21 protein-coding genes and 1 tRNA gene are annotated in these 25,920 nt (G+C 64.1%); 4 read left to right on the forward strand and 18 right to left on the reverse strand.

The annotated features are described in order from the left end of the window. Position 1: 1 nt before the first annotated feature. The 7 genes from GRI75_RS05555 to GRI75_RS05585 all read right to left on the reverse strand — a co-directional run bounded on the left by GRI75_RS05555 (position 2) and on the right by GRI75_RS05585 (position 7,411). Positions 2 to 475: a hypothetical protein gene (locus GRI75_RS05555; RefSeq protein ID WP_160745946.1), complete on the reverse strand. Its 474-nt coding sequence runs from the start codon at positions 473 to 475 to the stop codon at positions 2 to 4. 106 nt (positions 476 to 581) lie between these two features. Further along, a complete protein-coding gene (locus GRI75_RS05560) occupies positions 582 to 2,027 on the reverse strand; it encodes a hypothetical protein (RefSeq protein WP_160745947.1) in 1,446 nt (481 codons plus the stop codon). A gap of 90 nt (positions 2,028 to 2,117) precedes the next feature. After that, positions 2,118 to 3,611: a hypothetical protein gene (locus tag GRI75_RS05565; RefSeq protein ID WP_160745948.1), complete on the reverse strand. Its 1,494-nt coding sequence runs from the start codon at positions 3,609 to 3,611 to the stop codon at positions 2,118 to 2,120. 483 nt (positions 3,612 to 4,094) lie between these two features. Beyond that, positions 4,095 to 5,093, reverse strand: a complete 999-nt coding sequence (locus tag GRI75_RS05570; RefSeq protein ID WP_160745949.1) for a CsgG/HfaB family protein — start codon at positions 5,091 to 5,093, stop codon at positions 4,095 to 4,097. Positions 5,094 to 5,107: 14 nt separating this feature from the next. After that, complete coding sequence (locus GRI75_RS05575) at positions 5,108 to 5,521, reverse strand: curli assembly protein CsgF (protein ID WP_235911343.1); 414 nt, start codon at positions 5,519 to 5,521, stop codon at positions 5,108 to 5,110. Positions 5,522 to 5,774: 253 nt separating this feature from the next. Next, a complete protein-coding gene (locus GRI75_RS05580; protein ID WP_160745951.1) occupies positions 5,775 to 6,410 on the reverse strand; it encodes a helix-turn-helix transcriptional regulator in 636 nt (211 codons plus the stop codon). A 224-nt stretch (positions 6,411 to 6,634) separates the two neighbouring features. Continuing rightward, entirely contained in the window at positions 6,635 to 7,411 is a 777-nt protein-coding gene (locus GRI75_RS05585; protein ID WP_160745952.1) for a hypothetical protein, read from the reverse strand. Positions 7,412 to 7,770: 359 nt separating this feature from the next. Here GRI75_RS05585 and GRI75_RS05590 point away from each other — a divergent pair. Further along, positions 7,771 to 7,857 (forward strand) — tRNA-Leu (locus GRI75_RS05590). 80 nt (positions 7,858 to 7,937) lie between these two features. On the opposite strand, the gene GRI75_RS05595 is transcribed toward GRI75_RS05590, so the two are convergent. Both GRI75_RS05595 and GRI75_RS05600 read right to left on the reverse strand, forming a co-directional pair. Further along, positions 7,938 to 8,681, reverse strand: a complete 744-nt coding sequence (locus GRI75_RS05595) for a glutathione S-transferase family protein (protein ID WP_160745953.1) — start codon at positions 8,679 to 8,681, stop codon at positions 7,938 to 7,940. 61 nt (positions 8,682 to 8,742) lie between these two features. Further along, positions 8,743 to 9,165, reverse strand: a complete 423-nt coding sequence (locus GRI75_RS05600) for a MarR family winged helix-turn-helix transcriptional regulator (RefSeq protein WP_160745954.1) — start codon at positions 9,163 to 9,165, stop codon at positions 8,743 to 8,745. Positions 9,166 to 9,435: 270 nt separating this feature from the next. Here GRI75_RS05600 and GRI75_RS05605 point away from each other — a divergent pair, with 270 nt between their 5' ends. Together GRI75_RS05605 and GRI75_RS05610 are read left to right on the forward strand one after the other, a co-directional pair. Beyond that, positions 9,436 to 10,374, forward strand: a complete 939-nt coding sequence (locus tag GRI75_RS05605) for an SDR family oxidoreductase (RefSeq protein ID WP_160745955.1) — start codon at positions 9,436 to 9,438, stop codon at positions 10,372 to 10,374. Further along, complete coding sequence (locus tag GRI75_RS05610) at positions 10,371 to 11,435, forward strand: hypothetical protein (RefSeq protein WP_160745956.1); 1,065 nt, start codon at positions 10,371 to 10,373, stop codon at positions 11,433 to 11,435. Before GRI75_RS05605 ends, GRI75_RS05610 begins: the two co-directional genes overlap by 4 nt. A gap of 41 nt (positions 11,436 to 11,476) precedes the next feature. Here the strand turns inward: GRI75_RS05610 and GRI75_RS05615 are convergent, their stop codons facing one another. The 7 genes from GRI75_RS05615 to GRI75_RS05645 all read right to left on the reverse strand — a co-directional run bounded on the left by GRI75_RS05615 (position 11,477) and on the right by GRI75_RS05645 (position 20,488). Then, a complete protein-coding gene (locus GRI75_RS05615; protein WP_160745957.1) occupies positions 11,477 to 13,072 on the reverse strand; it encodes an MFS transporter in 1,596 nt (531 codons plus the stop codon). A 56-nt stretch (positions 13,073 to 13,128) separates the two neighbouring features. Then, positions 13,129 to 14,022: an SDR family NAD(P)-dependent oxidoreductase gene (locus tag GRI75_RS05620; RefSeq protein WP_160745958.1), complete on the reverse strand. Its 894-nt coding sequence runs from the start codon at positions 14,020 to 14,022 to the stop codon at positions 13,129 to 13,131. Next, entirely contained in the window at positions 14,022 to 14,993 is a 972-nt protein-coding gene (locus GRI75_RS05625; RefSeq protein WP_160745959.1) for a hypothetical protein, read from the reverse strand. The genes GRI75_RS05620 and GRI75_RS05625 overlap by 1 nt, the downstream gene beginning before the upstream one ends. Positions 14,994 to 15,009: 16 nt before the next feature. Next, positions 15,010 to 16,293, reverse strand: coding sequence for an MFS transporter (locus GRI75_RS05630; RefSeq protein WP_160745960.1), 1,284 nt, complete (start codon positions 16,291 to 16,293; stop codon positions 15,010 to 15,012). A gap of 203 nt (positions 16,294 to 16,496) precedes the next feature. Continuing rightward, a complete protein-coding gene (locus GRI75_RS05635; RefSeq protein ID WP_160745961.1) occupies positions 16,497 to 18,938 on the reverse strand; it encodes a TonB-dependent receptor in 2,442 nt (813 codons plus the stop codon). A gap of 51 nt (positions 18,939 to 18,989) precedes the next feature. After that, positions 18,990 to 19,709 carry a glutathione S-transferase family protein gene (locus GRI75_RS05640; protein ID WP_160745962.1) on the reverse strand — a complete coding sequence of 240 codons (720 nt, stop codon included), beginning with the start codon at positions 19,707 to 19,709 and terminating at the stop codon, positions 18,990 to 18,992. Then, positions 19,706 to 20,488, reverse strand: a complete 783-nt coding sequence (locus tag GRI75_RS05645) for a glutathione S-transferase family protein (RefSeq protein ID WP_160745963.1) — start codon at positions 20,486 to 20,488, stop codon at positions 19,706 to 19,708. The genes GRI75_RS05640 and GRI75_RS05645 overlap by 4 nt, the downstream gene beginning before the upstream one ends. 291 nt (positions 20,489 to 20,779) lie before the next feature. On the opposite strand from GRI75_RS05645, the gene GRI75_RS05650 reads away from it, so the two are divergent. Next, positions 20,780 to 23,350 (forward strand): G8 domain-containing protein, encoded by a 2,571-nt coding sequence (locus GRI75_RS05650; protein WP_202389604.1) that lies wholly within the window; start codon positions 20,780 to 20,782, stop codon positions 23,348 to 23,350. 61 nt (positions 23,351 to 23,411) lie between these two features. Here the strand turns inward: GRI75_RS05650 and GRI75_RS05655 are convergent, their stop codons facing one another. After that, positions 23,412 to 24,434 carry a MarR family winged helix-turn-helix transcriptional regulator gene (locus tag GRI75_RS05655; protein ID WP_160745964.1) on the reverse strand — a complete coding sequence of 341 codons (1,023 nt, stop codon included), beginning with the start codon at positions 24,432 to 24,434 and terminating at the stop codon, positions 23,412 to 23,414. A gap of 100 nt (positions 24,435 to 24,534) precedes the next feature. Beyond that, positions 24,535 to 25,869 (reverse strand): cytochrome b/b6 domain-containing protein, encoded by a 1,335-nt coding sequence (locus GRI75_RS05660; protein WP_160745965.1) that lies wholly within the window; start codon positions 25,867 to 25,869, stop codon positions 24,535 to 24,537. Positions 25,870 to 25,920: the final 51 nt, after the last annotated feature.

Below are 25,920 nucleotides of genomic sequence, written 5' to 3' on the forward strand. Positions count from 1 at the left end.
CTTATTCCTCCCTCGCCGCGCCCTGGCGGACGACGACGCTGTTGCCCGCCCCGCCCTGGCGCACCACCGCGCGATTGCCGGAGCCGGACTGCGCCACGACTGCGCGGCTGCCGCTGCCGGCCTGGACGAGCTCGCTCACGTTGCACTCGCCGCCTTGCGTCACTTCGGCGTCTACCGAGACGCCGGTCTGCGAAATATCGAGCCGGCTGCCGTCGCCCGACTGGACCGCCAGCGTGGCGTGATCCTTGCCGTGCTGCTCGACGCGAACCGTGCCGTCGCCCTCGCGCGTCACTGCGGCGGTATGGCCGGTGCCCGAGCGTACGATCGTGGTGCCGCCAGCGGTACCGTCATTATCCATGCTGCTCTCTCCGGCGTCAGTGTTCTGGCAGGTTGGTGACGCGGCCTGCACCGCCGCCGAAGCGCCGAGCGCTGCGGCAAGGAACGAAAGTCGTCCGGCCAATCGGTAGCTCATCATCGATCCTGTCCTGCTTACTCGAAAATCAAGATATCCATCTTCCGACCACCTCAGGAGGTGGCCGGAAGATGGTACGGCGGATCCTTCGGATAACCGCCGCCTGTACTTAGTTCTGCGTGACGGTAACGACGTTTGCGCTGCCGTTCTGCGCGATCGACGAGTAGTCGCTCGCACCCTGCGTCGCGGTAGCGATGTTGAGATTGCCCGTCTGAGAGATCGACGAGTAGGAGTTCGCCCCCTGTGTCGACGTCGCAGTGTTCTCCGAACCCGTCTGCGTGATCAGTGAGGTGCCGAACGCACCCGCCTGGGTCACAGTGGCCAGGTTGTTGTTGCCGGACTGCATAACGTCGATGGTATTGTCGGCGCCGGTCTGGTTCAGAACAGCCTGGTTCAGGTTTCCGATCTGATCGACCTGAATGTAGGACCGATCATTGTTCTGCGCCAGATAGATGTCCTGATTGCGGGTGGTCGTGACGATGTTGTCATCCCCTTCTTGCCGCACGTCCAGCTGAGTATCGGCGCCGGTCTGAACGGTTCCGGCGAAGTTGCGGTCACCGATCTGTTCGATCACGGCATCGCCGCCACCAGCTTGCGAGACATAGGCTTCGTTGTTGTTGCCGTTCTGCTTCAAACCAACCACTGTGGGGCTATACGAAGTCCCGCTATAGGCCGGGTTCACGTTGTAAGGCCCAGGGGTAGCATCCGGGCTCGCGTCGCCAACATCGTTGGCAGACCCAGTCTGCAGGACGGTTGCGATGTTGCTATTGCCCTTCTGTTCGACAGAAGCCTCGTTAGCCGAGTCGCCTTGAGTGACAACGGCAAAGTTGAGGTTACCCGACTGCAGGGTATTGGCGACGTTGTCCTCACCCGTCTGGGTAGCGTTGAGGATGTTGTTCGAACCTGCCTGATTGGCATCTAGAACATGATCTCGGCCGGTCTGACCGATGGTGGCAGTGTTGTTGAAGGCGATGTTGTCGGCAGAAGCGCCCTGATTGAGAAGCGCGACATTGGCATCACCGTCTTGGCTGATTGTGGCATCGTTCTCGGAGCCATCCTGCACGATGCCCGCGATATTCCGGATCGTGCTCGAGCTCGGGTTTGCGCTGGCCACATTGGTATCGGTTTGCGTGATCGAAGCCGTGTTGCTGCCGCCGTTGCGGAAATTGTTGCTGATGCCCTGGCTGATGAAAGCCCGACCGTCACCGGTCTGGTCCAAGGTGGCGACGTTGTTGTTAGACTCTTGGGAAATGTTGCCTTCGGCTTTGCCGCCGCCCGCCGCGCGAGCCTGCTGCGTGATGGTCGCTACGTTGCCGATGGTGGCGCCGCCGCCTTGTTCACCCTGAAGCACCGTTGCCTGATGGCTGGCGCCGCTCTGCGAGATCGTCGCGGTCTGCTGGGTCTGGTTCTGAGTGACAGTAGCGCGATTGGAATCGCCGGTCTGGGTGATCGCCGACTCGTTTTCTGCCGAGGCGGCGGAGACGGTCTGCGCGATGGCTGGCGCACCGAGCGCCAGTGCTGCGGCCGAAACGGTCACGAAAAGGATAGTTTTCATCGAGGTGGACTCCGGGAAGGAACTCGCTGGTTCGCAGCGATGAACACGATCGAAGGCGGCGACCCGAGATCAGGTCGCCGCCTCCCAGTCTTAGTTTTGCGTAACGGTTGCGACGTTCAGGCTGCCAGTCTGGATAACGCTGGACCAATCGCTCGCGCCCTGAGTCACCGTGGCAGCGTTGCCGTTGCCGCCGGTCTGCGAGATCAAGGAGTAGGAGTTAGCTCCCTGAATGACGTCCGCATCGTTTTCATTGCCGGTCTGCGTGATCGACGAGTTGGAGAACGACGCCTGCGTCACTTCAGCGCGATTGTTCAAGCCAGTCTGCGCGATCACCGAAGATGCGTCAGCCGCAAACGCGACCTGAGTCGTGCGAGCCAGGTTACCGCTGCCGACCTGATCGACGTCGATCAGCGCACGTTCACCGACCTGAGAGAGAACGGCCTGGTTGTTGTCCCCACCGCTCTGCGTCACGAAGATTGCGGCTCCTGCGCCGTACTGCGTGACGTTCTCGTTAGCGCCTTGCGTTTTGGTGACCTTGTTGTTGTTGCCGGTCTGGTCGACGTCGAACACCGCAGCCACGCCGTCCTGCGCCACACCGGCGAAGTTGTTGTTACCGATCTGATCGATGTTGGCGTTGCCGCTTCCGGTCTGCGAAACGAAGGCGGTGTTGGCGTTGCCCTGCTGGAGAACACCCACAGTGCGGGGGGTGTAAGAGGTGTTGCTACCACGCGGGTTGATGAAACCGACCGGAGTGGTGTCGGGCAGGGGATCGCCAACGTTGTTGTTGTTCGCGTTCTGCGTGACAGTGGCCTGATTGTTGTTGCCGAGTTCCTGACGAACCGCGGCTTCATTGAAGCTGCCAGCCTGAGTCAGAGTGATAGTGTTGAAGCTACCATTCTGCACCGCATCCGCCACGTTGTCGTCGCCAGTTTGTGCCAGCGTAAGCGTGTTGTCTTCGCCGGTCTGGTCACCTTCGAAAACGTTGTCTCTCCCGGTCTGAGAAAGATTTGCCTCGTTGCCCAAAGTCCCGATGACGTTCGTCTGCTGAAGCACTGCTACGTTCGAATCACCGTCCTGCGTGGTTACGCCGATGTTGTTCGAACCTTCTTGAGTAATACCAGCGATGTTGATCATCGTGTGAGCGACGTTCGTGTCGGTCTGCTTGATCGTCGCCTGGTTGTTTCCGCCGGTGCGCGTCGCGATACCCTGCGTAATGTCTGCCTGGTTGCGGCCGGTCTGGTCAACGGTCGCTTTGTTCAAGCCGGACTCTTGGATGATCCGGGTAAGTCCGGAGCCGGCCTCGTCCGCACGCTCTTTCTGCGTGACTGTGGCTACGTTGCCGGAGCTCTGTGCAGCGATGCCCAGGTCGCCCTGTTCGATCGAAGTGGAGTGGCCATCGCCCGTCTGATTGACGGTCGAAGTCTGATCGTTCTGGCGCTGAAGAACGGAGGCGCTGTTGCTATTGCCGTTCTGCGAGACGGTCGAAGCATTGTTTGCGGTGGCTTCGGTCACGGTCTGCGCAATTGCAGGTGCGGCGAACAGCAATGCAGCTGCCGATACGGAAGCGAAAAGAATGGTCTTCATGAGATATACTCCTGATTGGATAGGTATTCGGAATTGCGTCCCGACGCCGCCCCGCGAAAAGCCCGCGAGGCGGCGGAGAGTGGGTCCTTGGACGGACCTCGATCGTGGTTGGGTGCACGGCGCGCGCTGGCCGCCGCGTTCGTTCGGCATCCAGAGGGGAGCATGTCTTCGGGATTGGCCACGGCGAGCGGCGCCGAAATGCGCGCGCTGTTGTGGGCTTGGCCGGTTAACACGGTTGTCAAATCCCTTCCGGATTCTCATAACCATGTCCGCCTGCGCCATGCGCAGGTCAGACCTGGATTGTTTCACAGCAACTTCAGTCATCTGGGGCGCGTCGGAGCTGCAACTCCGGCGCGCCTTTGCTTCACCGACCCTTGGCGGAAGCTGCAACTTCCGCCCCGGGCCACCGGAAATCCTCCGAGCCGTTCCCGGGCAGGTCCGGCGCCCTGCCCGCAGCCCTTGGCCGACGCCTTGCGGCGCCGGTCAATTCCTTCGCGACGGTCCCCGCTGGGGGCCGCCGGCCGCGTCGACCTGATCGGCGGCGGCGGTGCGCCTCACTTCCTGCGGCGCGATCGGGCCGAGCTTGCGCAGGGCTTCCGCCACTTGCGCCTCGTCAACTTCGCCATCGCGCTCACGCTTGTATTCCTGCAGTAGCGGCCAGCCGGCCTGCGGATCCGCGAAGTTCCACAGCTTGAGCTCGACCCCTTCGAGCACCAGCCCGTAAACCGCTTTCTCGATCGCCTGCTGGAGCGCGACCTGGTCCGGCTCGTTGGTGGTGACCCCGGCTTCCGCCTGGAGCAGCTCCTTGAAAGCGACGTAGCGGAAGGCATTTGCGCCGATCGACTGGCTGGCGATCGTCTTCGATGCGGTGACGGTGGTGAGCACTTCGCCGGTGCGCACCGACACGGCGCGCAAGTACACGGTGACGGTATCCTGCCGGTATTCGGCGCGGGCGCCGATGCCAAGGAAGGCCGCCCCGGCCCCGCCGGTCACGGTGTTGGTGTCATAGCCGACGATCCCGCCTTCCAGCAGCACCCCGGCGAAGAGCAGCGCCGGCAGCGCCTGCGGGTTTACGTCGGTCTCGCCGAGATATCGCTCGCGCATTTCGCGGATGATCTGGCGTTCGTTGAGCAGGTTGCGGAGCGACTCCCGCTCGACGATGGTGAACCAGTTGCGGTTGCCCGCGTCCTGCAGCGCCTTGACCAGGATTGCGCCCCCGCCCTGGCTTACTGCGCGCGACAGCGTCTGCCCGGCTTCGGTCGGCTTGAACTGGCCGGTCTGGTCGGCGAAGCCATAGACCGCGATCGCCACCGGGCGGTCCGGCGCGGGCAGGCTGGAGAGCAGGACCTGGGTCTGCGTCTTGTCGGGGATGAACGCCTTAGAGCGCGTTTCCGGCATCGACGCGCGGCCGTGTTCGGTGACGGTCGAGCAGGCGGAAAGCGCAAGCGCGGCCACGGAGGCGAGAGCGGACTTGAGATACATGGACCGTGCCCGCCTCAGTTTACTTCGATGAAGGTCGGGATCACGATCGTCGTCACCTCGCCGGTGCCGTCATCGGTGATGTTCAGCGTCACTTCGGTCAGGCTGCGGACGAAGTCGATCGTCTGGCCGCCGAAGCTGATCGTGCCGCTTTCCTGCGGGTTCTCCCCGAAGATCGCGTCGACGATCTGCGATGAGAGCGCCGAGAGCAGGCGCGACTGGAGCTGGCGGGCGAAGATGTCCGCCTGGCTCGACGTGCTCTGCGCCTTCGGGTCTTTGGTGTTGTTCTGCGCGTTGGCGATGCCGAGAAGGTGCGCCGAATTGAACGGGTTGCCGCCAAAGCTGGGATCGATCGGCTGATATGTGATGTCCTGCGCCGCCGCGGGCAGCGCGGCCAGGCAAGAGACACCCAAAATGAAACCGGCCGTCAACCTGGTAGCCGAAAACGCACGCACCATTCGTTACCCCCAATAAGGTCGGCTTGCCGGCGCCCGCGCTGGGCCCCCGGATCCAAGCTGTTGGCAGCGGTCGCGCTGGACCCCAACCGAGCGCTAACTTTGAATTAGTGCCCGAACCCCCGTTCGTTAACATTCGTTTACGATTGGCCGATCTGATTCGCATCCCCAATTCGGGTGGCATCGCGCAGAAGGTGGGGCATGTGTCCCCTTTCGGTACAGACCGGCTTCAGGAATCCCCGAAAGCGCGCACGATCTGCAGCAGGCGGACGCTCGAGGTCACGGCCATCTTCGCGTGTATCCGCTTGAGATGGCTGCGAACCGTGTTGATCGTTATCTGCAGCTCCCGCGCGATCTCGGCCGGGCTGCGCAGCCGCGCGAATTGATCCAGAACGGTTGCTTCTGCCTTGGTGAGACCGAAATAGGAGGCCAGGCCGCTAGGCCGTGTATCGCGCGCCGGTTGGGAGAGCGCGAAAGTCAGGAACAGCAGCCGGCGGTTGTCCTCCTGCTGCGCCCAGCCGCTCATCAGGACCCAGCAGTCCTCCATAGGGTTGGTGAACAGCAGGCGCCCCCCCTCCGGCTCAAGCGAGGCGAGGAACGCCTTGCCGTCCTGCGTCGCCTGGCCGTCCTCGAAGCACAAACGCCCTTTCCTGATGTGAACCGGGAAAGGCTGGCGCAGTAGCCGGTCCGCGCTCGGCGAACTCCACAGCAGCCGGGCGCCGGCATCGGCGATCACGCGCGGCCGGGCATCGCGCTCGACCAGGCTGCGCCCGAACATCGCCTCCAGTTCCCGGTCGGAATTGCGCCCGCGCGCGGCAACAGGCTCCCCTGCCCGCTGCACGAGCCTCACTTCACCGCTGGTCATACCCCGACTGCCCCCTTCAGATGCCTCGCGTCCCGCCGCAGGCCCGCGCAGCTTCCGCTAAATGCTAGCTAGATTCCGATCCTTTGCCTGAATCTCCCAGGCACTGGCGGAAGCGCGCGTTCCGCTCCGCCTGGACCAAGGAGATGACGGGCTCGTTGCAACCAGCACCGTGCGGCGTCCGGCCGGCGGGCTGCCGACAACGTGATCGAACGAAGGTAACGACATCAACTGGTTATACGCAGTTCGTCATAGACCGGGTCATATCGCAGGTTCAGGCCCATCGCGCGCAGCTGATCGAAGCTGACGAACGTATCGGCGGCCGCGGAACTGCGCAGCCGCTCAAACTCGCTGCTGTCGAAGCGTTCGACTAGGAGGTCGAGCAGTCCGGAAAGCTGGACATCGAAGCTTTGCGCGTCGCTGGTCCGCAAAGCGACCTTGCCGAGTTCCGACTCGCCGATGCGCACCAGCAGGTTCGACGGCGACTCGGCCAGGAGCGCGGCCCGCTCCGTGTCGCGCAGGCGCGGCGGCGGCGGCAGGGTGACCTGCATGGCGTCGACTCGCGCCGCGAGGGTCGGCGCGCCGGCCCCGGCAAGCCCCGGTTCGCGGAGCTGCGCCATACGCAGGGAGCGCGCCTCGCTATCGGCGATCTGCTCTATGTCGACCGGGCGCAAGGGCTCGCTGGCGAATACCAGATCTTCGGCGACAACAGGCTCGGATGGCGGCGGTTGCGCGGCGGGTTCCGCCATTGCCAGCACCGGGAGGGCGCTCGGCCGCGGCATGACTTCGGCCGCGGGCGCGCCGGACACGGATGGGGGAGCCTTTTGCGCAACCGGCAGCGGTCGGATCATCGCCGCCTCTACCGGCGCCAGTGCACTCTGGTCGGCAGACGGGGCCGTGGTAGCCACGGCGGGTGCGGAACGGTCGCCGCTCGCCACGGCCAATGCACGCGGCCACGGATCGCCGCTTGGCGCGGCAACGAAGCAGGCGCCGGCGAGCAACATCGCTCCCCCTGTCCGGCGGGCGGCCGACCGCGGCCGTAAGGACGCCGGGCGCCGGCCGACCCGGCCTTCGCCCCCGCCCTCCCTCTCGCCATCGCTGTGCCGTAGCTCGTCCATCTGCCCCCCGGGACCTGCATAAAGTTGAGTCCGGCAAATGCAATGCTGCCGGCGAATTGTCCCACAACAAGACACTTTAGAGCGCCTCACACCGCTCCGCTCGACAACCCGAGGTCGGCCAGCACGGGCAAGAAACAGCCCCTTCGTGACGAGGCATCGGTTCGCGTGTTGACAACATCCCCGTGGCGCAGCTATCGGCCCCCTCCTACCTGCCGCACGGGGTTCGATGCCCGCGCGGCCTGCGTGCCCAGATGGCGGAATTGGTAGACGCACCGTCTTCAGGTGGCGGCGGGGGAAACCCCGTGGAGGTTCGAGTCCTCTTCTGGGCACCACTTTAACCCTCTGGCAGCGTTCAGAGGTGTCCAGCAGGCAGCCGTTTTCACAGTCATTGAGCACTCACTTCGCAGTGCATTCAGCTTGCGGGTCGGGTGTTCGGGCTTGGTGCGCGGAAGGAGGCGAGGGCTTTTACGGCCCGCCGCTGCTCCATCCTCTGCAGCCAGGCGCACACGCTGGGCGAGGCTTGCTGGTTGCACATCTGGGGCACTATCCGCGGCAGCGCCGGGACCATCGAGTACCACTTGATGTCTGCTAGAGAGTATTCGCTGCCGACCAGCCATTGCCGTCCGTCGGCCAGCTGGCGCTCCATGCGGTCGACGCAGATCTCCACACGCCGCCGAGCGTCGGCGAGTTGCTCCTCGCTGAAGCCCTGGCTGGACACCGCTTCCCACTTCCGGCGGACCTCTTCGTTGGGCATACGGGAAAGCCGCTCGGTCATCTCCTGCTTGTCGACCTGCGAGGCGAAACCTGTCGCGCCCTGGGCGCCGAGCACCGTCAGCGCGGGGCAGAAATACTCGTCCACGAACTTGGTCCAGACGCGCATCTCGGAGCGCAGCCACGGATCTGCCGGGCGAAGCGGAGTGCTCGGGAAGACGTCCTCGAGGTACTCGTTGATGACGGTCGATTCCCGGACTACTTTTCCGTCGTGCACGAGGATCGGAACCATCCCCTCCGGGCTCAGTCGTTGGAATTCGGGGGAATGGTGCTCCCACGCGCGGCTGTTGAGGAAGCGGTTCTGAAATGGCAGATCCTTCTCCAGCAGAGCCAGCAGCGGGGTCAGCGAATTGGCTACGGGTCCGAAGTGATAAAGCTCCAGCATGTTCTCTCCATGCGGCGTCTGCCGTATATGTGCCGATCGTCGGAATTCGAAGGAGAGCCCTTCAGGATCCGAGGCTGCGCTCCTCGTCCATCAGCTCTTCCGCCTTGTCGATCATCCGGTCCGTGATGCGCCAAAGCATCTGAATCTCTTCCTGAGACAATCCGCTCGTCAGCCGGCGGTCTCGCTCGATCGCTCTTTCGACCATGTGACCGTACAGGGCACGACCTTCCGCTGAGAGTTCGATCTCGATTTCGGGGCCGCCGGGCTTCCGCTCGCGCTTCAGCAGGCCACGCCCCACCATCCCCTTGACCGCTCGGCTTAGCTGACCCCGATCCTGCAAAGTGAGCTCGGACAGTCCGTTGAGCGACAGCGGGCCGTACTCACCCACTTGCGTCATGATGCGCCATTCGATTTCCGAGAGGCCGAACTGCCGCCGCTGCGCAAGGATGCCGCTGCGCCTCAGCATGCCGAAGAAGGTGATCATTCGCATGGTCACCAGGCGTCCAAGCGGACCCGATCGCTCTCGCAAGTGGCGAGGCACGCGATCGTGTGCCGCCGTAGCAGTGAGTTCCTGCACTGTTCCCTCCGGCTTGCTCATCGGCCCCCCAGTCCGGGCTCATATGGCAGGATATTTTTGCTGGTGTCAAAAAGGTTTTCCGGCTTATCCTGCGATGAGCCCAAGGTTTGCCCGCAGGGCGGTTCTGGTCAGGAGACCAATGCTGCGCAATCGCGCAGACACGAGAGGAGGGGCTGGATGAGCGAAGTGCGGGGAAGGACGGCATTTATCACCGGTGGCGCGAGCGGCATAGGCTTGGGAATGGCCAAAGTGTTCCTGGAGGCAGGAATGAACGTGGCCATAGCCGACCTCCGCCAAGATCACCGCGAAACCGCGCGCGCCGAGTTGCGCGACGCCGATCTGCTGGACCGGACCTGCTTCATTGACCTGGATGTCACTGATCGCGAGGCGTTCGTCCGCGCGGCGGACGAGGCGGAAGCGGCTTTCGGACGAATCCATGTCTTGTGCAACAACGCCGGCATCGGGATCCTCAAACCGATCGGCGCCGCCGACTACGCCGATTGGGACTGGGCCATCGACGTCAATTTGAACGGTGTCTTCAACGGCGTGCGAACGATCCTGCCGAGGATCCGGGCCCATGGCGAAGGCGGCCACATCGTGAACACCGCATCGATGGCCGGCATCCTGCAATACAGCCAGGCGGGGCTGTATGTGACCACCAAGTTCGCGGTCGTCGGCTTCTCCGAGGCCCTCAGGGCCGAACTCGCGCCGGATGGGATCGGAGTAACGGCATTCTGCCCCGGCGGAGTTCGCAGCAACATCCGTGAGTACGAGAGCACGCGGCCGGAACGCTACGCCGCCCGAACCGATCGTTCGGAGGATGGGCCGCCGCCGCGCTTGGAAGTGGCGCCGGAGGACCGTGAACGACTGTCTCGCCTGACGGCGAGCCCCGAGGAAGCCGGACGCCTCGTTCTCAACGGGATCCGCGAGAACGCGCTCTACGTGTTCACCGCACCCGAGTTCCGCCCAGGTGTTGAGGAACGCTTCGAGGCGATCCGCCGCGCGCTTGGCCGTGACGACGAGCGCGAGAAGGACGCACTCGAACTGATCCCCGGCCTTATCGGCAGCCCGATCTATCGAGAAGCTTCGAGACAACAGGAGAGGGAGAAATCATGAGCATCGGCTATCCGAGCACCATGTTGGCAGCTGCGCTGGCCGCTTCGGTTGGCGCCACAGCCGTGGCTCCCGCGGCAGCGCAGGAAGCCAAGCCTTGGTACAAACGCGCCTGGGATCCCGCCAATGTGAAGCCTTGCGATCGGCAGTGCCTCGTGCGCATCGGCGAAGCGTATCTGCTTGCGCTGCAGACGAAGGACCTCACCAGCTTGCCGTTCGCCGAACAGGTCGTGGCGACTGAAAACACCGGGAAGATCGACATAGGCACCGGCCTGTTCTGGCGCGCGCGGATCCAGCCGACGGACTTCAAGATCACCGTGGCCGATCCGGTGCAGGGCCAGATTGCCTTTCAGAGCGTGCTCACCATCGATGGCGCGCCGGCGCTAACCGCCATCCGCCTGCGGGTCGAGCGCAACATGATCACGGAAGTCGAACACATGTACGATCGGGATGTCGCACCGGAAGCAATGGAGTTGCTCCGGCGCCCGCGGCCGGAGTTGCTGGCCGACGTTCCGGAGGACAAGCGGCTCTCGCGCGAATACCTGACCTACGCGGCGGAGAGCTACTTCGATGCGCTAACCGGCGAAGACGGCAGCATCGCCCCCTTTGCCGATGACTGCGACCGGCACGAGCAGGGCTATCAGACGGTGAACCACCCCACGCCGAGCCGCGCCTCCCCTTCGCCGAGACTGCCCGACCCGAGCACCGAATTGGGACGTTTCTTCCTGAAGCTGAGCACGATGACTTGCGCGGAGCAGATCGACACGGGAGTGTTCGGCGGGATCAAGCGCATCTGGCCGCGGCGCACGCTCGTCGTCGATCAACAGAAGGGCCTCGTCGCCACCTTTCCCTTCTTCGTCCACGATGGCGTGCGGCACGTGGACACGCCGCCGCGCATCGCCGGGATGGAGCGGCCTCAAAACGGCGCCGGGATGGTCACCAACCTGACCACCATGGAGACTTTCGGTATCCGTGACGGAAAGATCCAGGAGGTCGAGGCGTTCCCCTTCGTGCTGATCCCGTACGGTGGCAGCGACGGGTGGACCCAGCCCAGCACGAACTGAGCGACTCGGTCGGGGCGGCAGCGCTGCCCCGCCCCGCGCCTTCAGCCGCGGGGCCGCAACGAAGCCAGGCGTCTGCCCGACCGAACGCTCCGCTCGAAGAAGTAGCGGTGCTGAGGCGGATCCATGCCGGAGTGGCAGCTCAGCAGCGCCTCATCGAGTTCCTTGGCATCAAGCGTGCGCCTGGAGAGCTGGCGGCGATGCTCCGTCCAGCACCTTACGCAAAAGCGCTCCGTCCAGAGTTCTTCATCTACAGCATCCTGCATCAGCGTGACCTGCCGCGCGCCGTCTCGCAGGCGCATCCGCTGCCGCTTGGAGATTGCAGCCAGGAATGCGTCACGCCGGCTCGCCGGAACGCGGTATTCGATCGCAACGACCACGCCCACACCAAGCGGCGCATCGGGCAACGGATCGCCCAACTCGTCAGGGGCGGGAGCGATTTCACTGGCGCCCACTTCCCGCACGGGCAGGACCCATGCGAGCAGCAGCGTCAGGAGCAAGGTTGCGGCGCTGAGCAGGTAGGCTCCGCCGATCCCGGCGACTTCCCCCATGTTGCCCCAGAACCATGCTCCCGCGGTCATCCCGCCGAACGTGAACATCTGGTAGAGCGCAAGGGCCCTGCCGGAAACCCAGCGCGGCACCGCCATCTGGACCGAGACGTTGAAGGTCGAAAGTCCTAGCACCATACCGGATCCGACCAGGAACAAGGCAGCGCCGGTCAGCGCGAAGCTGCGGCTGAGGCCGATCGCCACGAGCGCGCAGGCAGTGGCGAGAATCGCGATCCGCAAGAGCCGTTCGACAGTGTAGCGCCGGCGCAGGATCCCCAGCAAGGCCGCACCCGTCACGGCGCCGATGCCCATGCAGCCCATCAGAACGCCGAATACGGCCGCCCCTTCGCCAAGGAGATCACGGGCAACCAGCGCCATCAGCGAGACGACTATGCTGGAGCAGAACCCAAAGCACATCGCGCGGATCAACACCCGCCGCACCACCGTGGCATGGAAGGCATAGAAGATACCGTCGCGCATCGCCGGCAACACCGCCTCCGCAGGGAGCGGCCGCGCCTGCTGCAGCGGTTGCCACGCCATGAGCACGCCGATCATGGCGAGATAGCTGAGCGCGTTCACCGTGAAGTTGAGCCCCGCCCCGACCACCGCCACCATGACCCCGCCCACGGCGGGCCCCACGGTCCGTGCGATGTTGAACGCCATCACATTCAGGGCGACCGCCTGCGGGACTTCATCCCGCGGAACGAGCTCACCTACGGTGGATTGCCACGCCGGCGCCATGATCGCCGCTCCGGACCCGACCAGAAACGTAAGCAGAAGCAGCAGGAGCGGAGTGACGACACCGGCATAGTCGGCAATCGCGAGCGTGGCCGACGCACCGAACATCAAGAACTGCGAGCCAATCAGCACGAGGCGCCGATCGATCACATCCGCCAGCGCCCCCGAAACGAGCGAGAACAGCAGGATGGGCAGCGTCGAAACGGCCGTCACCAGTGCAACCATGGAAGCGCTGGGCGCCAGCGACGTCATCAGCCACGCCGCGCCGACCTGCTGCAGCTGGCTTCCGGTCGCGCTGAGGATACTCGCAACCCAGATGGCCGCGAAAACGCCGTGGGCCAGTGGCGCGAACATGTGCAGCTGCCTTGCGGCAGTCCGGGGGATCTCGGCAGACGTGGTCATGCCTCCGGTCAGTCGTGCCCGGTGTAGATCGGATTTGACAGGAACATCTCAAGGCTCGCCATCAGTTCCGGATCGTCATCCTGTTCGGGGAGGGAGGCGAGCAATTTGGAGAACTTCTCCTGCATCCCCCTGCGGAACATGGAGTGGGTGAAGATGTAGAGCTGGTTTTCCCGGATACCTCGCACGACCAGTTCCCCGACCTGTTCCGGATCCATCCAGCGGGGATCGACCTGCGCCTGCCGGCGAGGAGCTGTCTCAATGCCCTCGTTGCGGTACCGCTCCGGCCGGGTCCGGTGTATCTGGAAGATGTTGGACCGGACCGGCCCCGGGACGAGCGCCGAGATGCCGATGTTGTCTTCGGCGAGATCGTAGCGAGCCTGCTCGACCATCCCGAGCACCGCCGCCTTCCCGGTCGTGTAGGTCACACCACCCTTCATCACCGGCTGGAGCACCGCCGCCATCGACGAGGTGTTGACGATGTGCCCGCCCTCCCCGTGCGCGATCATCGCCGGGAGGAAGTTCACCAGACCATTCACGGTGCCGCCGATCATCACCCCCAGCGACCAGTCCCAGTCCTTGTAGGTCAGATCCTTGGTGCGCCCCCCAGCGCCCAGCCCGGCGTTGTTGACGAGGACATGGAGCTTGCCGACCTTCTCCGCGAACTCGGCGGCGACCGCCTCGTAAGCCTCGCGATCCGACACATCGAGAAGCACCGGCACCACGCGGTTTGCCTCCCCGCGTCGCTCGAACGCCTCCATCGCCTGATCGAGATGGTCCTGCCATATGTCGGCGATCATCACCGTCATTCCCTGGCGGACGAGGGCGCTCGCGATCCCCATCCCTATTCCGCTGGCGCCACCAGTGACGAATGCGTTCTTCCCAGCGAATTCCGTTATCGCCATCAGCGGCTGCCCCAGCCCGGATCGGAGTGGTAGGGGACGCTGGTCCCCACGGCTTCGACCTGCTGGATCAGGTTGCCCTGGATCTTGAACGCCTCGGCCAGAAGAATGCTGGAGGGACGGTTGAACCCGGCGATCTCGACAACGCGCCCGTCAGGCATGGTGAGGCTGCGCTTGCACCCGCAATGGTCGAACACGCCGAATGCGAAAACCGCCTGCCGCTCCTCGTCGATCACCGGGAACCGGCGGCTATGGACTTCCGTGACGACGCCGTACAAGCCGGTCGAGAACTGCTCCTTGCAGCCCATGGCGCCAATATCCACGCCGCCCATCTGGATCATACCCGGACGGTTGGTCGTGTAGGTTCCGTTTTCCAGACGATCGCAATCTTGGGTGAAGGGGTAGTCACCTTTGCCGTCGTTGTTCTCTATCGCCTCGAAGTATTGGTTCGCGATCTGAACCAGCTCCTGGCGGGACTTGCGCTGAGCAGCAGGCACGGTCGCGGTCCAGAGCGTCTTGGGAGTTCGCATCCCCTCCAGCTGGGCATATCCGGCATCGTTCCAGGCCGGGCCAGCGCCAACTCTGTAAGTGACCAGCTCGACCTCGCTGATCTGGCCGAGCTCGAGCCGGATCCGCACCCCCATCGTGACGCCGTGCCCATTTTCGTCCATCGTGGCGAAAAGCCCGAGTTGCCCGCTGGCCGGATCGGCGAAGACGTGGCGATAAGCCCCGATCGCGCTGCCCGTCCGCCAGAGACCATTGTCGAACCCCATCTCCTGGCCGTTCTCGGTATACCGGGCGTCAGCGGCCAGAGGCAGGCGCGAGCTGTCCCGCGCTGCCAGCGCCTCGAGGAAGCTTCCGGCAATATCCTCCATGCAAGAGCGTTCGCAGGGCACCTGAACCGGCTTCATCTGCGCCACGGCCGGCGCCGCTGTGGCCAGGAGCAAAGTGGCGACGATCGATTTCACGAGCATCCTTGAATTCTCCTTGTCAGCTGATGCGGCCTTCGGCCGCGTCCAGCGCGTTCAACCGTTCGACTTCCTTGCGGTAAGGCCTCCACCCGAGCCAGGTCACGGCCAGCGCCGCGGGAAGGAAGACGATATGCAGCAGCATGATCGACCAGCGCAGGTCTTCGGGCGAGGTGAAGATGTACTGGGTCGTGGCCCCTGTGATCACCGGTGAGAGGCCTTGGCCAATGACGGTGAAGATGAACAGGTAGAGGGCCATGACCTGGCCGCGGATCTGGTTCGGGGAAACGATCAGCATCACTGCGTTGAGCAGAGGTCCGCTCATTCCCAGGGTCAGGAAGCTGACGGCATTGCATGCCAGCGCCAGTTCCGGCGTCGGCATGATCGGCATGGCTATGGCGAAAGGGATTGTCGCCGCCCTGGTATAGAGAATGACCCGAAACGGCGCGTCGACCAGACCGCGCGCCTGCATCCGGCCGACCCACTTCGACCCGAGGTACAGACCGGAAAGCATGGCCACGATCGAGACCACCCCGCCAGCCATGCCGTAAGTGGCAGGCGACCAGCCATACGTGCGCTCGAAAAACGCAGGGCCCCAGGCGCGCCATCCACTGTCGAGCGCGCCGAAAGTGAGGCCGATGAACAGAGGGCCGTAGACTGCAAAGTTGAGCCACATGTACTTGACCGCGCCCCAAACGGGCACCTTCGAGACGTTGGCCCGAAACGTCCGGCGAGGCGGCTCCTTCACCGTGAGCAGAAGAAGCGCGACGAACACCCCCGGCAGGCCCACTGCGACCATCACTGCCTGCCAAGGCCTCAGCTCTCCGACGAGCGGGAGCACTGGGGTGCCAAGCGCGGCGACGATGTAGATCATCGCGCCGCCGAGCAGCAGGGAGAGGCCGCTGCCCATGACCGAACCGATCTGCAGGCCGTAGATCGCCTTCGGCAAGCGATCGCGCGAGAAGTAATCCGATACGATCGAGTAGGCCGTCGGTCCGTTTACCGACTCCCCCGCACCGACGGTCATCCGGGCAAGGAAAAGGTGGACGAAACTGCTGGCCAGTCCGCACGCGGCGGTGGCCAGGCTCCAGACGGTGATGCCGACCGCGATGATCTTCGTTCGCGTCCAGCGGTCGATCAGCGGCGAAAGCGGAATACCCACGACCACGTAGACAAAGGCGAAGGCCGGACCGAGCAGCAGGCTGGCCTGGGTATCGGTAAGATCGAAATCGACGATGATCTGCTGGATCAGCAGCGCCAGAATCCCCTGGTCGAGCATTGCGAAAGTCGTTGCGATCGCGAGCATGCCGACCGCATACCAGCCCTGCCGTTCGGGCGGGTACGCTCCCGGAGCGGTACGAGCACCGTCAGGCAAGACGGCATCCGGGCTCCCGCCGGGAGTCGGCGATATGGGGATGGTCCCATCGTTGCTCGCTGTCGTTGCCATTCCAACTCCCCTCGGTCGTTGCCGCATGACGCTGGGGGAGCGCGCGCGCCCCCAGCGACACCTCAGAATTCCTTGCGCACGGTGAGCAGCCATTCACGCGGACGGCCGACGACGCCCGTGAAGAAGCCGAAGCTTTCACGCTGATCCGTCAGCGTGGTGAAATGATACTTGTCGAACAGGTTCGTCACGCCGCCAGCCAGGGAAAACCCGAGATCTTCGTTGGTGTATGTCAGACGTGCATTCACCAGGGCGTAACCGGGCTGAACCGACGACACCGCCCGTACATCGTTCGAGTAGTAGATGTCGGACCGGTAGCTCACATCGACCCGCGGCGTGATCAGCTGATCGGCCCCGAACGGGATGTCGTACTGAACCGCGCCCGAGAGGTTCCACTTCGGCACGCGGACCTGCGGACTGTCCAGAGTGAGGCCCTGCGTCGTGGCGAGCAGTTCCTTGTACTGGAAGTCGGTGTAGCCGACGTTGCCCGAGATCATGAGGCCCAGCATCGGGCGGAGCACTGCCTCCGCCTCGAAACCGGTGATTTCCGCGTTGCCGACGTTCTCATTGCAGAAGATCGCGCACGCGCCTCCCCTGTACACCGGGTCGCGGATGGTGCCCACGAGTTGATTGAACTTGGTAAGAAACGCGGCCGCGTTGAATCGCAGCATATTGTCGAACAGCGTGCTCTTGAAGCCGGCTTCGTACGCGGTGACATCCTCCGGCTGGAGCGCGAAGATGCCCGTCGCGCCGAACGGACGCGCGTTGAACGCGGATGCGGTGAAACCCGTCGAGTAGGACGCGTAGATGTTCAGATCGTCGGTCACCTCGTACATCGCCGAGAACCGCGGATTGAAGCGATCGTCGTGGTTTTCGCCGACGGCGATGAAGTTGAGGAATCCCAAGCCCGACGGGGAGTAATCGCGGTTGAACGTGTAGGTCTTCGTCTCGTTCGAGTAGCGCAGCCCGGCCGAGAGCGTCAGCCGATCGATCGGGCGTAGATCGATGGCTCCAAACAGGGCCCAGCTTTCGAGCGTCGCCGTGTCGTCGCTGAAAAAGTCCAGCGGGTTGGTGAAGCCTTCTGTCTGAACGCGGGCCGGATTGAGCGTGCGGGTATCCAGGTAGTACCCGCCCAGCGTGTAATCGAGCATGCCTTCGAACACGGATCCGAGCAGGCGGACTTCCTGGCTGAACTGGCGGTGCCCCAGGGCATTGCGGACCTCCTGGACCGGTATCGCCAGCGAGCTTTGGCCGAAATCGCCGTAATACTTGCGGTAGGCGGTGATCGAGGTGAGGTGGAGGTTGTCCGTCAGGTCGGCCTCCGCGGTGAGTGAGCCGCCGTATGCCTCGAGCGTCCCAACAGAAGGATTCTCGTAGCCTACTCGCGCGTTGCCGTAGCGCGCGAAGGTGGAGAAGGGACCGGTGGATTCGAACGACTGGGCAACTGCGGCCAGTTTCTCGGGAGTCGAGACGTCGAACCCGTAGTATGTCGTTCCAAGACCGCGGAGCCACCGTGCGAGCCCGTTGGTTTCGGGACCTGTGGGAGGGATGACCCCGCCACCGATGACGCCCGTTTCAGGGTTGATCCGGGAGGTCTGCGTATCGAGGATGATCTCGGCCGAGCTTTCGGCACGCTCGCGCGTATAGTCGCCGGCAAGGTAGAAGACGAGGTCGGGCGTCGGTTCGAACGCAAGGGTCCCGCGGAAGCTGTAGCTATCGCCTCCGCCGAGGGTGCCCTTCTCGCAGCTTCTCTTGTTGACCGGGCCCTGCCCGATCCCTCCGACCTGCTGGTTGCCAAACTGGGGGTAGACGCATTTGTAATCGAGCCGCTTGACGTGGCCGTCCTGCCCTTTCGCGCTGGCAACCGCCCTCAGGGCCAGAGTGTCGGTGATCCCGAGGTCGTAGGCAGCGCGAAGCTGGTAGCGGTTGCGGCTGCCGGTGGTCACTTCGAAATAGCCGCTGTCGTCTCCGCGAGGCTTGGCGGAAATCAGCCGGAGCGCCCCGCCCACCGAGTTCCGACCGAACAGCGTCCCCTGCGGCCCGCGCAGCACTTCGACACGCTCGAGGTCCATGACATCGAAGACCGAGCCGTACGTGGTCGCATAATAGACATCGTCCACGTAGAAGCCGACGCGCGGTTCGAATGTGGTCAGGAAGTCGATCTGCCCAAGTCCGCGGATGAACGCCTGGTTCGTCTGTGCGCCGTACCCTGATCCACCGGCAGTCATTTCCATGTTCGGGACCGACTGAGCGATGTCGAGCACGCTTTTGACGCTGCGCTGCTCGAGCTCATCCGCAGTGATGGCGCTAATCGCCACGGGTACGTCCTGAAGCGCCTGCTCGCGGAATTGCGCGGTGACGATGATTTCGCCCTCCGGCCGCGGAGGCTGCTCGTCACCATCGGCTGCCTGGGCCGCGACCGCGGCTGGCAAGAGCCCCAGTACCAGCGCCGCCACACCGGCCGAGCGGCGCAGTCCGAGTTTCAAGCTCGCGTAATCCTTGATCATGCCCCTGTCCTCTCCAGTCTTTTCGCTACGCTTTGTTGCGTTGTTGTCTTTTCAGCCCCAGCGGCCGGGTTCCGGCCCAAGCACAGGAAGCAGCTCCACCTCACCCTCAAGCGCACGCGCCGAGTCTCGCTGCGAGAAGCGGTCGCACCAGTCCTGCACTGCTTGCGGCAGGGGGATTCCCAGTGCGGGAAGCTGCCTTACGTGCGGGCAGGCCACCACGTCGGCGAGCGTCAAAGCCGGGCCGGCAAGCCACTCCCCTTCGGCCAGGTCCGCCGCCAGCCTGTCGACCGCCGCCAGCAATGCCCTGCGCGAGACAGCCACCTGATCGGCGTCGAAGCCAGCCGCAGCCCGCTCCCACAGCGCGCGGCGCTCGTGCGGGAGGCGGGCGAACCCTTGGGCCTGCTCAGGCCCGGCGGCACCCCCCAGCGCAGCCCAGCGCACGATCCCGAGGTGCGGAGCGATGTGCGTCTCGACGTACTTGCCCCACTTGTGCACGCGGTAGCGCTCGCCCGGGTCGCTCCCGCCAAGCGGCGGATCGGGATAGACCTCGTCGAGGTAGAGAAGGATGAAGAAAGCTTCCGACAGCCGGCGGCCATCATGCTCCAGAACAGGGACGAGACCTGAAGGAGCGATGTCGAGATAGTCCGGAGCGTGCTGTTCGAAGCGGGACAGGTCCAGCGGGTGGCCCGTCCAGTCGAGGCCCTTCTCCGCCAGCGTAATGCGAACGGAGGCGGAATGCGGCGACCCTGCTGCGTAGTGAAGCACGATCACGCTGCGACACTTTCGGCAATGCCCAGCATCCCGCGCACCTCCGCTGCGCGCTGGCTTATGAAGCCACGGCTCAGCGCGAACGCTTCCTGCAGAGCCGGGCGGCTGTGGCAGCGCCGCAGCCAATCGATCAGGTGCGGTGTCCGCGCCTCGTGGACCTCTCTCGGGTAGGAAATCGGCAATCCGTAGAACGTCGCGAAAACGGCGATGTCGGCCAGCGAGAAGCGCTCTCCCGCCAACCAGGGCAGTTCGGCCAGCAACGCCTCGAAGTGCGCGATGGCCTGCGAGACCCGGCGCGCCGACTCCTCCAGCTCCGCCGGGGGCGTCGTGTTGAACATCAGCTTTTCCCAGCTGGCCCGCCGCTCGGGCAGCGGGATCTTGTTCAACTCCCGCTTCAGCTCTTCGGGATCCCGCCCGATGAAGCGGGGAGCTGCGAGGCGGTTGGACGCTATCATCGCCAGGGAAGGCGCAACCACGTTATCCATGTATCGCATGACCTGACGCATGCGCCAGCGCAGGTAAGGATCGGCGGGCCGCAACGGCGGGCCACCATACGCGTCGTCGATGTACTCCATCGCGGGCGTCGATTCGGTCATCACGAGGCGCCCGTGGACGACTGCGGGGATGGTCCCGTCGGGGTTTATGTCGAGAAATTCGGGCGAGAACTGCTCGTAGGACCCCATGTCGACGTAATGGTGCGTGAAGGGGACTTGCTTCTCCTTCAAGCAAAACAACGGCTTGCCGGAGTTGGCGTTCGGTTCCCAGGTGTAGACCTCGACCATTCCCCCTCCTCCCGCTGCGGCGCGCCATTTTTTCGCGCGTCCGAGCTGCAACCTAACCGGCTTATTGATGGAGTCAAAATCTTTTTGGGAAAGTCAATTTGGCCCCGCGTTTGATCTCGCTAAACAGCGTGTCTCAGCAGCGCCCGCGGCATGGGAAAACCGTCAGAAGCAGAGCCAATCGGCGCTTAGCCGGTCGGAAGACCTCTTGCCAAACCAATTTGACAGATGCAAAAAGCTGCGAGAAGAATTGGGATGCGGGACGCACAGTCTCGTCGGAGGAGGTTACCGTCCATGCGCATGCAGTCTCGCTTGCTCCTATCCGTGTTTTCCGTGTCGGCCCTGGTCGGTGCCGGGGGCGCCGCCCAGGCCCAAGACGGGCACGTACACGCGGTAACGCGAGTCGGCCCGGCTCGGGTGACGACAGGCAAGGTGCTGTGGTCCGATCCTGCTTCCTGGCCGGACGGCAAAGTGCCGGGCGAGAACGATGCAGTCACCATCCCTCGTGACCGGGAGATCGTTCTCGACGTCGATCCGCCGGCGCTGCGCAGTCTCACGGTCGACGGCAAGCTCAGCTTCTCGAACGATCGCGATATCGAGCTGGAAACCGAGTGGATCTACCTGCGCGGGGGCGAATTGCACATCGGCAGCGAGGCGCAACCTCACACGCGCAAGGCCACCATCACCCTGACCAACAAGGTTCCCGGTGAAGATATCAACACCATGGGAGATCGCGGGATCATGCTCATGGGTGGCATGCTGAGCCTGCATGGCGATCGTGAACACAGCTGGACCAAGCTCGCAAGAACGGCCCGGGCCGGTAGCACCCAGATCGAAGTCCTCGATGCCGCCGGGTGGCGAGAAGGCGACGAGATCGTGCTCGCTTCGACCGACTTCAATCCCCGGCAGGCGGAGAAGCGGACCATCACCTCTGTTCAAGGCAATGTGATCACGCTTGATCGGGCGCTCGATTACATGCACTTCGGGGAAATTACTTACGGTGTCGATCAGCGCGGCGAGGTCGGCCTGCTGACGCGCAATATCCGCATCCAAGCCTCGGAAGACGCCGAAAGCTCCTATTTCGGCGGACACATCATGGCGATGCTTCAGCCCGATGTGCGTATCTCCGGCGTCGAACTGACGCGCATGGGACAACACTTAACCCTGGCACGTTACCCGATGCACTGGCACCTGGTCGGCGAAGGCCAAGGCCAATACATTCAGAACTCTTCGATACACGAAACCTACAGCCGCTGCGTTACGGTGCATGGCACCAATAACGTGCGAGTGGAAAACAACGTAACCTTCAACACGGTGGGTCACTGCTTCTTCCTCGAAGACGCGGTGGAGACGGGCAACCAGTTCGTTCGCAATCTCGGGATCATGACCAAGTGTCACCCGACCCTGCCTTGCGAGCCGACCAACCTTGTCCTGGCGCATCAGGGTACCGACGGCCAGAAATCGAAGCATGTCCTGATTCCATCGGACAACACCGTCTCCACTTTCTGGATCACCAATCCGGACAACATATACCGCGACAACGTGGCCGCGGGTTCCGATCAGATCGGCTTCTGGATGGCCTTCCCGGAGCATCCGATAGGGCAGTTCGAAGGCACCGAGATCAGTGCCAAGACCTGGCCCGGGCGGACCAAGCTGCGGGAGTTCAGCGGCAACACCGCCCACTCCAATTTCGATGGTCTGATGCTCGACCGCGGCCCGCGGCCCGACGGCACGTTCGGTATCGCCGGCCCCAACCTCACCAGCTACGCCGATCCTGCCGATACGAGCAGTGGGCTGGTGATGGCGGTGTTCGATGACTTCACCGGTTACAAGAACCGCAACGGCGCGATCTGGGGCCGTGGCGAGTATCACCTGTACAAGAACCTGAAGCTGGCCGACAACGCCATCGGGTTCACCCATGCGTCGGGCATTCCCGGCATTGCGCCCTTCACCTCACGGGTCGTCGACTCGCTGTTCGTGGGCGAGAGCGACAATATAGGAAATCCCACTACGCCCGAAGAAGTGGCCTACGGCCGCAGCCTGCCAGCTGCATCCGCCGATTTCCCGATCCGCGGCTATGAGTATTACGACTTTCACCACGAGGTGGAGAACACCACTTTCGTGAACTTCGTGCCCAACGCGCTCCGCGATGCGGGCGCACTCTCCTACCTTCTCTACACCAGCTTTGGCATGAGCACCGAGAACTCGGTCAAGGGCCTGACGTTCGTCAACGCCCAGCCGGTCAGCTTCCCGCCGATCCAACGCCGCTGGGCGTCGGATTACGGACGCAGCGCCGCCTATAAGAGCGCGGCATTCCGCGACCTCGACGGCTCCGTCGGCGGTACGCCCGGAGCCTACATCGTCATGGACAACGGGATCGCATCCGACGAAGAAACCTGCGAAATCAAAGCGAACTGGAATGCCGCCATCTGCCGGGGGGACATCGGCCGGCTCAGCATCGCCGGTGATTTCAACCCATTCCAGTCCGGCCCTATCACCAATCCGATCATCCTCCAGCGCAACGGCCGGCGGTTCGAGTACACCGGGGAAACCACCATCGGCAGCGGGGCGGAGGTAAGGGTCGAAACGGCAAGGGACACGCTGTCGCTTTCCTTGCGGGAAATGGACCAGGGTTCATTCGTGATCTTCGAACTTCCCGGCTTCGCAACCACTGCCGTCGGCGCGCAAGCGAACAGCCTTGCTGCACTGCGCGACGCGAACAGAACGGCCTACTACAAGGACGGCGACACGCTGTGGGTCAAACTGGTGGTCGAAGATGCCGACCAAAAGGGGATCGTCGTCGAGCAGGTCGGCAACATCACTGCGCAGGCCACCGTCGAGGTCGGAAAGCGAAGCGCCGGGTGAACGAGAGCAATTGGCGCGGTTCGATGGCGACCTAAGATCGTCGGAAGCCGGTCGCCGGTGCTCAATCGGCGGTGGAGCGCACCTGCTGCTGGCCCTTCTGGCGGGAAAGCTCGAGTTCGGCGTTTGTGGTGATCCTGTCGAGCGCGGCCATGTAGCGGTTGCGGTCCTGGCGGCTGGTCTCGGCCAGCAGGAAGTCTTCACGGCCGATCGCCAGTCCGCACATCGACACGTAGGTCTCCCAGCCCGGATCGGTGGTCTTGAGCAGATTTTCCTTTCGTCCCGGCTGGTGCTGCCGGGAAATCAGCTTCTGCTGTTCGAGGAAGGCGATGGTGCGGCCGACCTGGCTCTTGTTGCGCCGAACCATGGTAATCAGCCGCGCCTGGGAAAGCGGCTGGTGCTCGCCGATCTGGGAGAAGACCATCCATTCGAAATGCGACAGCCCGTGTTCGCGCTGGTAGGATAGCGACGCGCTGCGCTTCATGTAGGACAGAAGCGCGTGGAGGGCCGGGAAGATCATGGTGCCCATCGGCTTCTCTTCCGCCAGGCCGTCGCCGTAATCGGGAAGCGGCGGCTCGGCCAGGGTGCCGCCGCCCTGGTCGGCGCTTTCGGCGGAAACCTGCCTCTCGTGCGCGAAGAGAACGGCCGCCCGCGCGGTGAGCTGGCGCGTCATCCACAGCAGGTGCGCGACATCGGCCTCGCCAAGCCCCACCGTCAGGATCGCGTTGCGCGACCGGGCGATCTGCATGGTCTCCTCGAACACGGTGCGGCCTTTCGCGGTCAGCACGATCGGTGAGCGCCGGCCGGCACGCTCCACCAGGCCGGCGTCCTCCAGCGCCTTGACGGTGCGGCTTACTTGCGCCTTCTCGGTTCCGGTCAGGACGACGAGCTCGCCGGAAGTCAGCTGCTCATAGTTGCCGACCAGGAGCACCACCTGGCGATGGTGCTCGGTCAGGCCCACTCCTGCGTACGCACTCTGTGCAGTCTCGCGAACGATCTGGAGAAGGTTGATCAGCCGCGAACTGATCAGCCGCCGCCGCATCGGCTCGCCGGGCAGACGGGGGACGGAGGTGTCGTGCTCGTTCAATCGTGCCCCTCAAAGCCTAGCTCGCGGCCGGCGCCAAGCCTTTCGCCGGCAACCGTTTTCATCCGCCCCGCCTCCGGCCTGCGCGCGGAGCGCGGCAAGGTCAATCCCGGCGACCGACTGCGTCGAACGAGAAAGTAACCATGACGTTCGGATCCAGGGCGGCGCCCGTGGAACCCGTACCGATGCCGAAGGCCGTCCGATCGATCGTGGCGGTTCCGGCGACACGCCGGCGCAGACCCTCGCCTGAAAGGGTGAAGTTCAGCGCCTGCTCCCTGCTGGCGCCGCGTAGCCGGAGCGTTCCACGGGCGGCATAGCGGTTCTCGCCAGTCGCGCGGACGGAGCTCGTACGAAAGGTAGCCGTAGGCCCGTTGGCGACCGCCAGGAATTCATCGCCGGCCAGCATTTCATCCTGCGTGGGATCGCCGACCGAGGCGCTGGCGAGATCGACGTCGATGCGAATGTCCGCGCCGGCGGGATTTGCCGGGTCGAAGCGGATCGTCCCGGTCCAGGTCCGGAAGCCGCCCTGGATCCGGCCTCCGCTCCCATCCCCGACGGAGAACGCGAGACGTCCTCCGGGCTGTATGGTCCAGATCGGCGGGGGCCCCAAACCCGCTTCGGCGGCGGCAGACGGTGGCTGCTCGTCCGCCTGCTGCGCCTCCGAAGGGCCGACCGCAGATGCGTCCACCTCATCGGAGGGCCCCGCGGCCGACACCAACGCGGCCGATTGCCCGCCGGTACCGCGCAACCCTTCGGTACCTTCGGTACCTCCGCTGTCGACCCGCGCGTTATCGAGCCGAGCCTGCGCGGCGGCATCTCTGGAGGTGTCATCCGCCATCAGCAACGTCGCCGATCCGAGCAGCACGACGAACGCGCTCAGGCCGATCGCCACCGCGTTCGAGCCCGCCGGGGCCATGCGCTGCAGCAGGCCGTCGCGGACGATGAGATGGTGGCGCGCAGCACCGGCGACATGGAGCAGGAACAGGGCGAGGCCCATCCACGCGAGCAGTTCGTGCGCATTCTCGACCGGCCCGTTGATGCTCGACGGCAAGGCAAGATGCGGCAGGGGCACGGTCCCGAACAGGAGCGTCGGGATGCGAAGCGGCGCAGTCGAAGCCACTGCCCAGCCGGTCAGCGGAGCAAGGATCATGAAGGCGTAGAACCCGACGTGAACCGCTTTTGCCAGGAAGCCGGTGAACCCGCGTTCGGAAGGCGGAGGCGGGCGATGCTTCATCCGCCAGCCGAGCCGCACGAGGGTCAGCAGCAGGATCACGATGCCGACGGACTTGTGCAACTGGAACAGAGCAAAACCACTCGCGTCTCGTGGCATCGCAAAGCCCAGAGCTAGCTCGAACGACAGGCACAGCGCGATGAGCCAGTGGAGCACGATCGCCCCGGCGCTGTATCTCTGGAGCTCTGCGGGGGGCTGTGTCGGCATCGATCCTCTGGTTAGTCCGGGAGTTGATGGGAAGGGAGCGCAGGTCGCCCG

Origin of the sequence: Croceibacterium soli (assembly GCF_009828065.1) — a bacterium.
Taxonomy (GTDB): Bacteria; Pseudomonadota; Alphaproteobacteria; order Sphingomonadales; family Sphingomonadaceae; genus Croceibacterium_B; species Croceibacterium_B soli.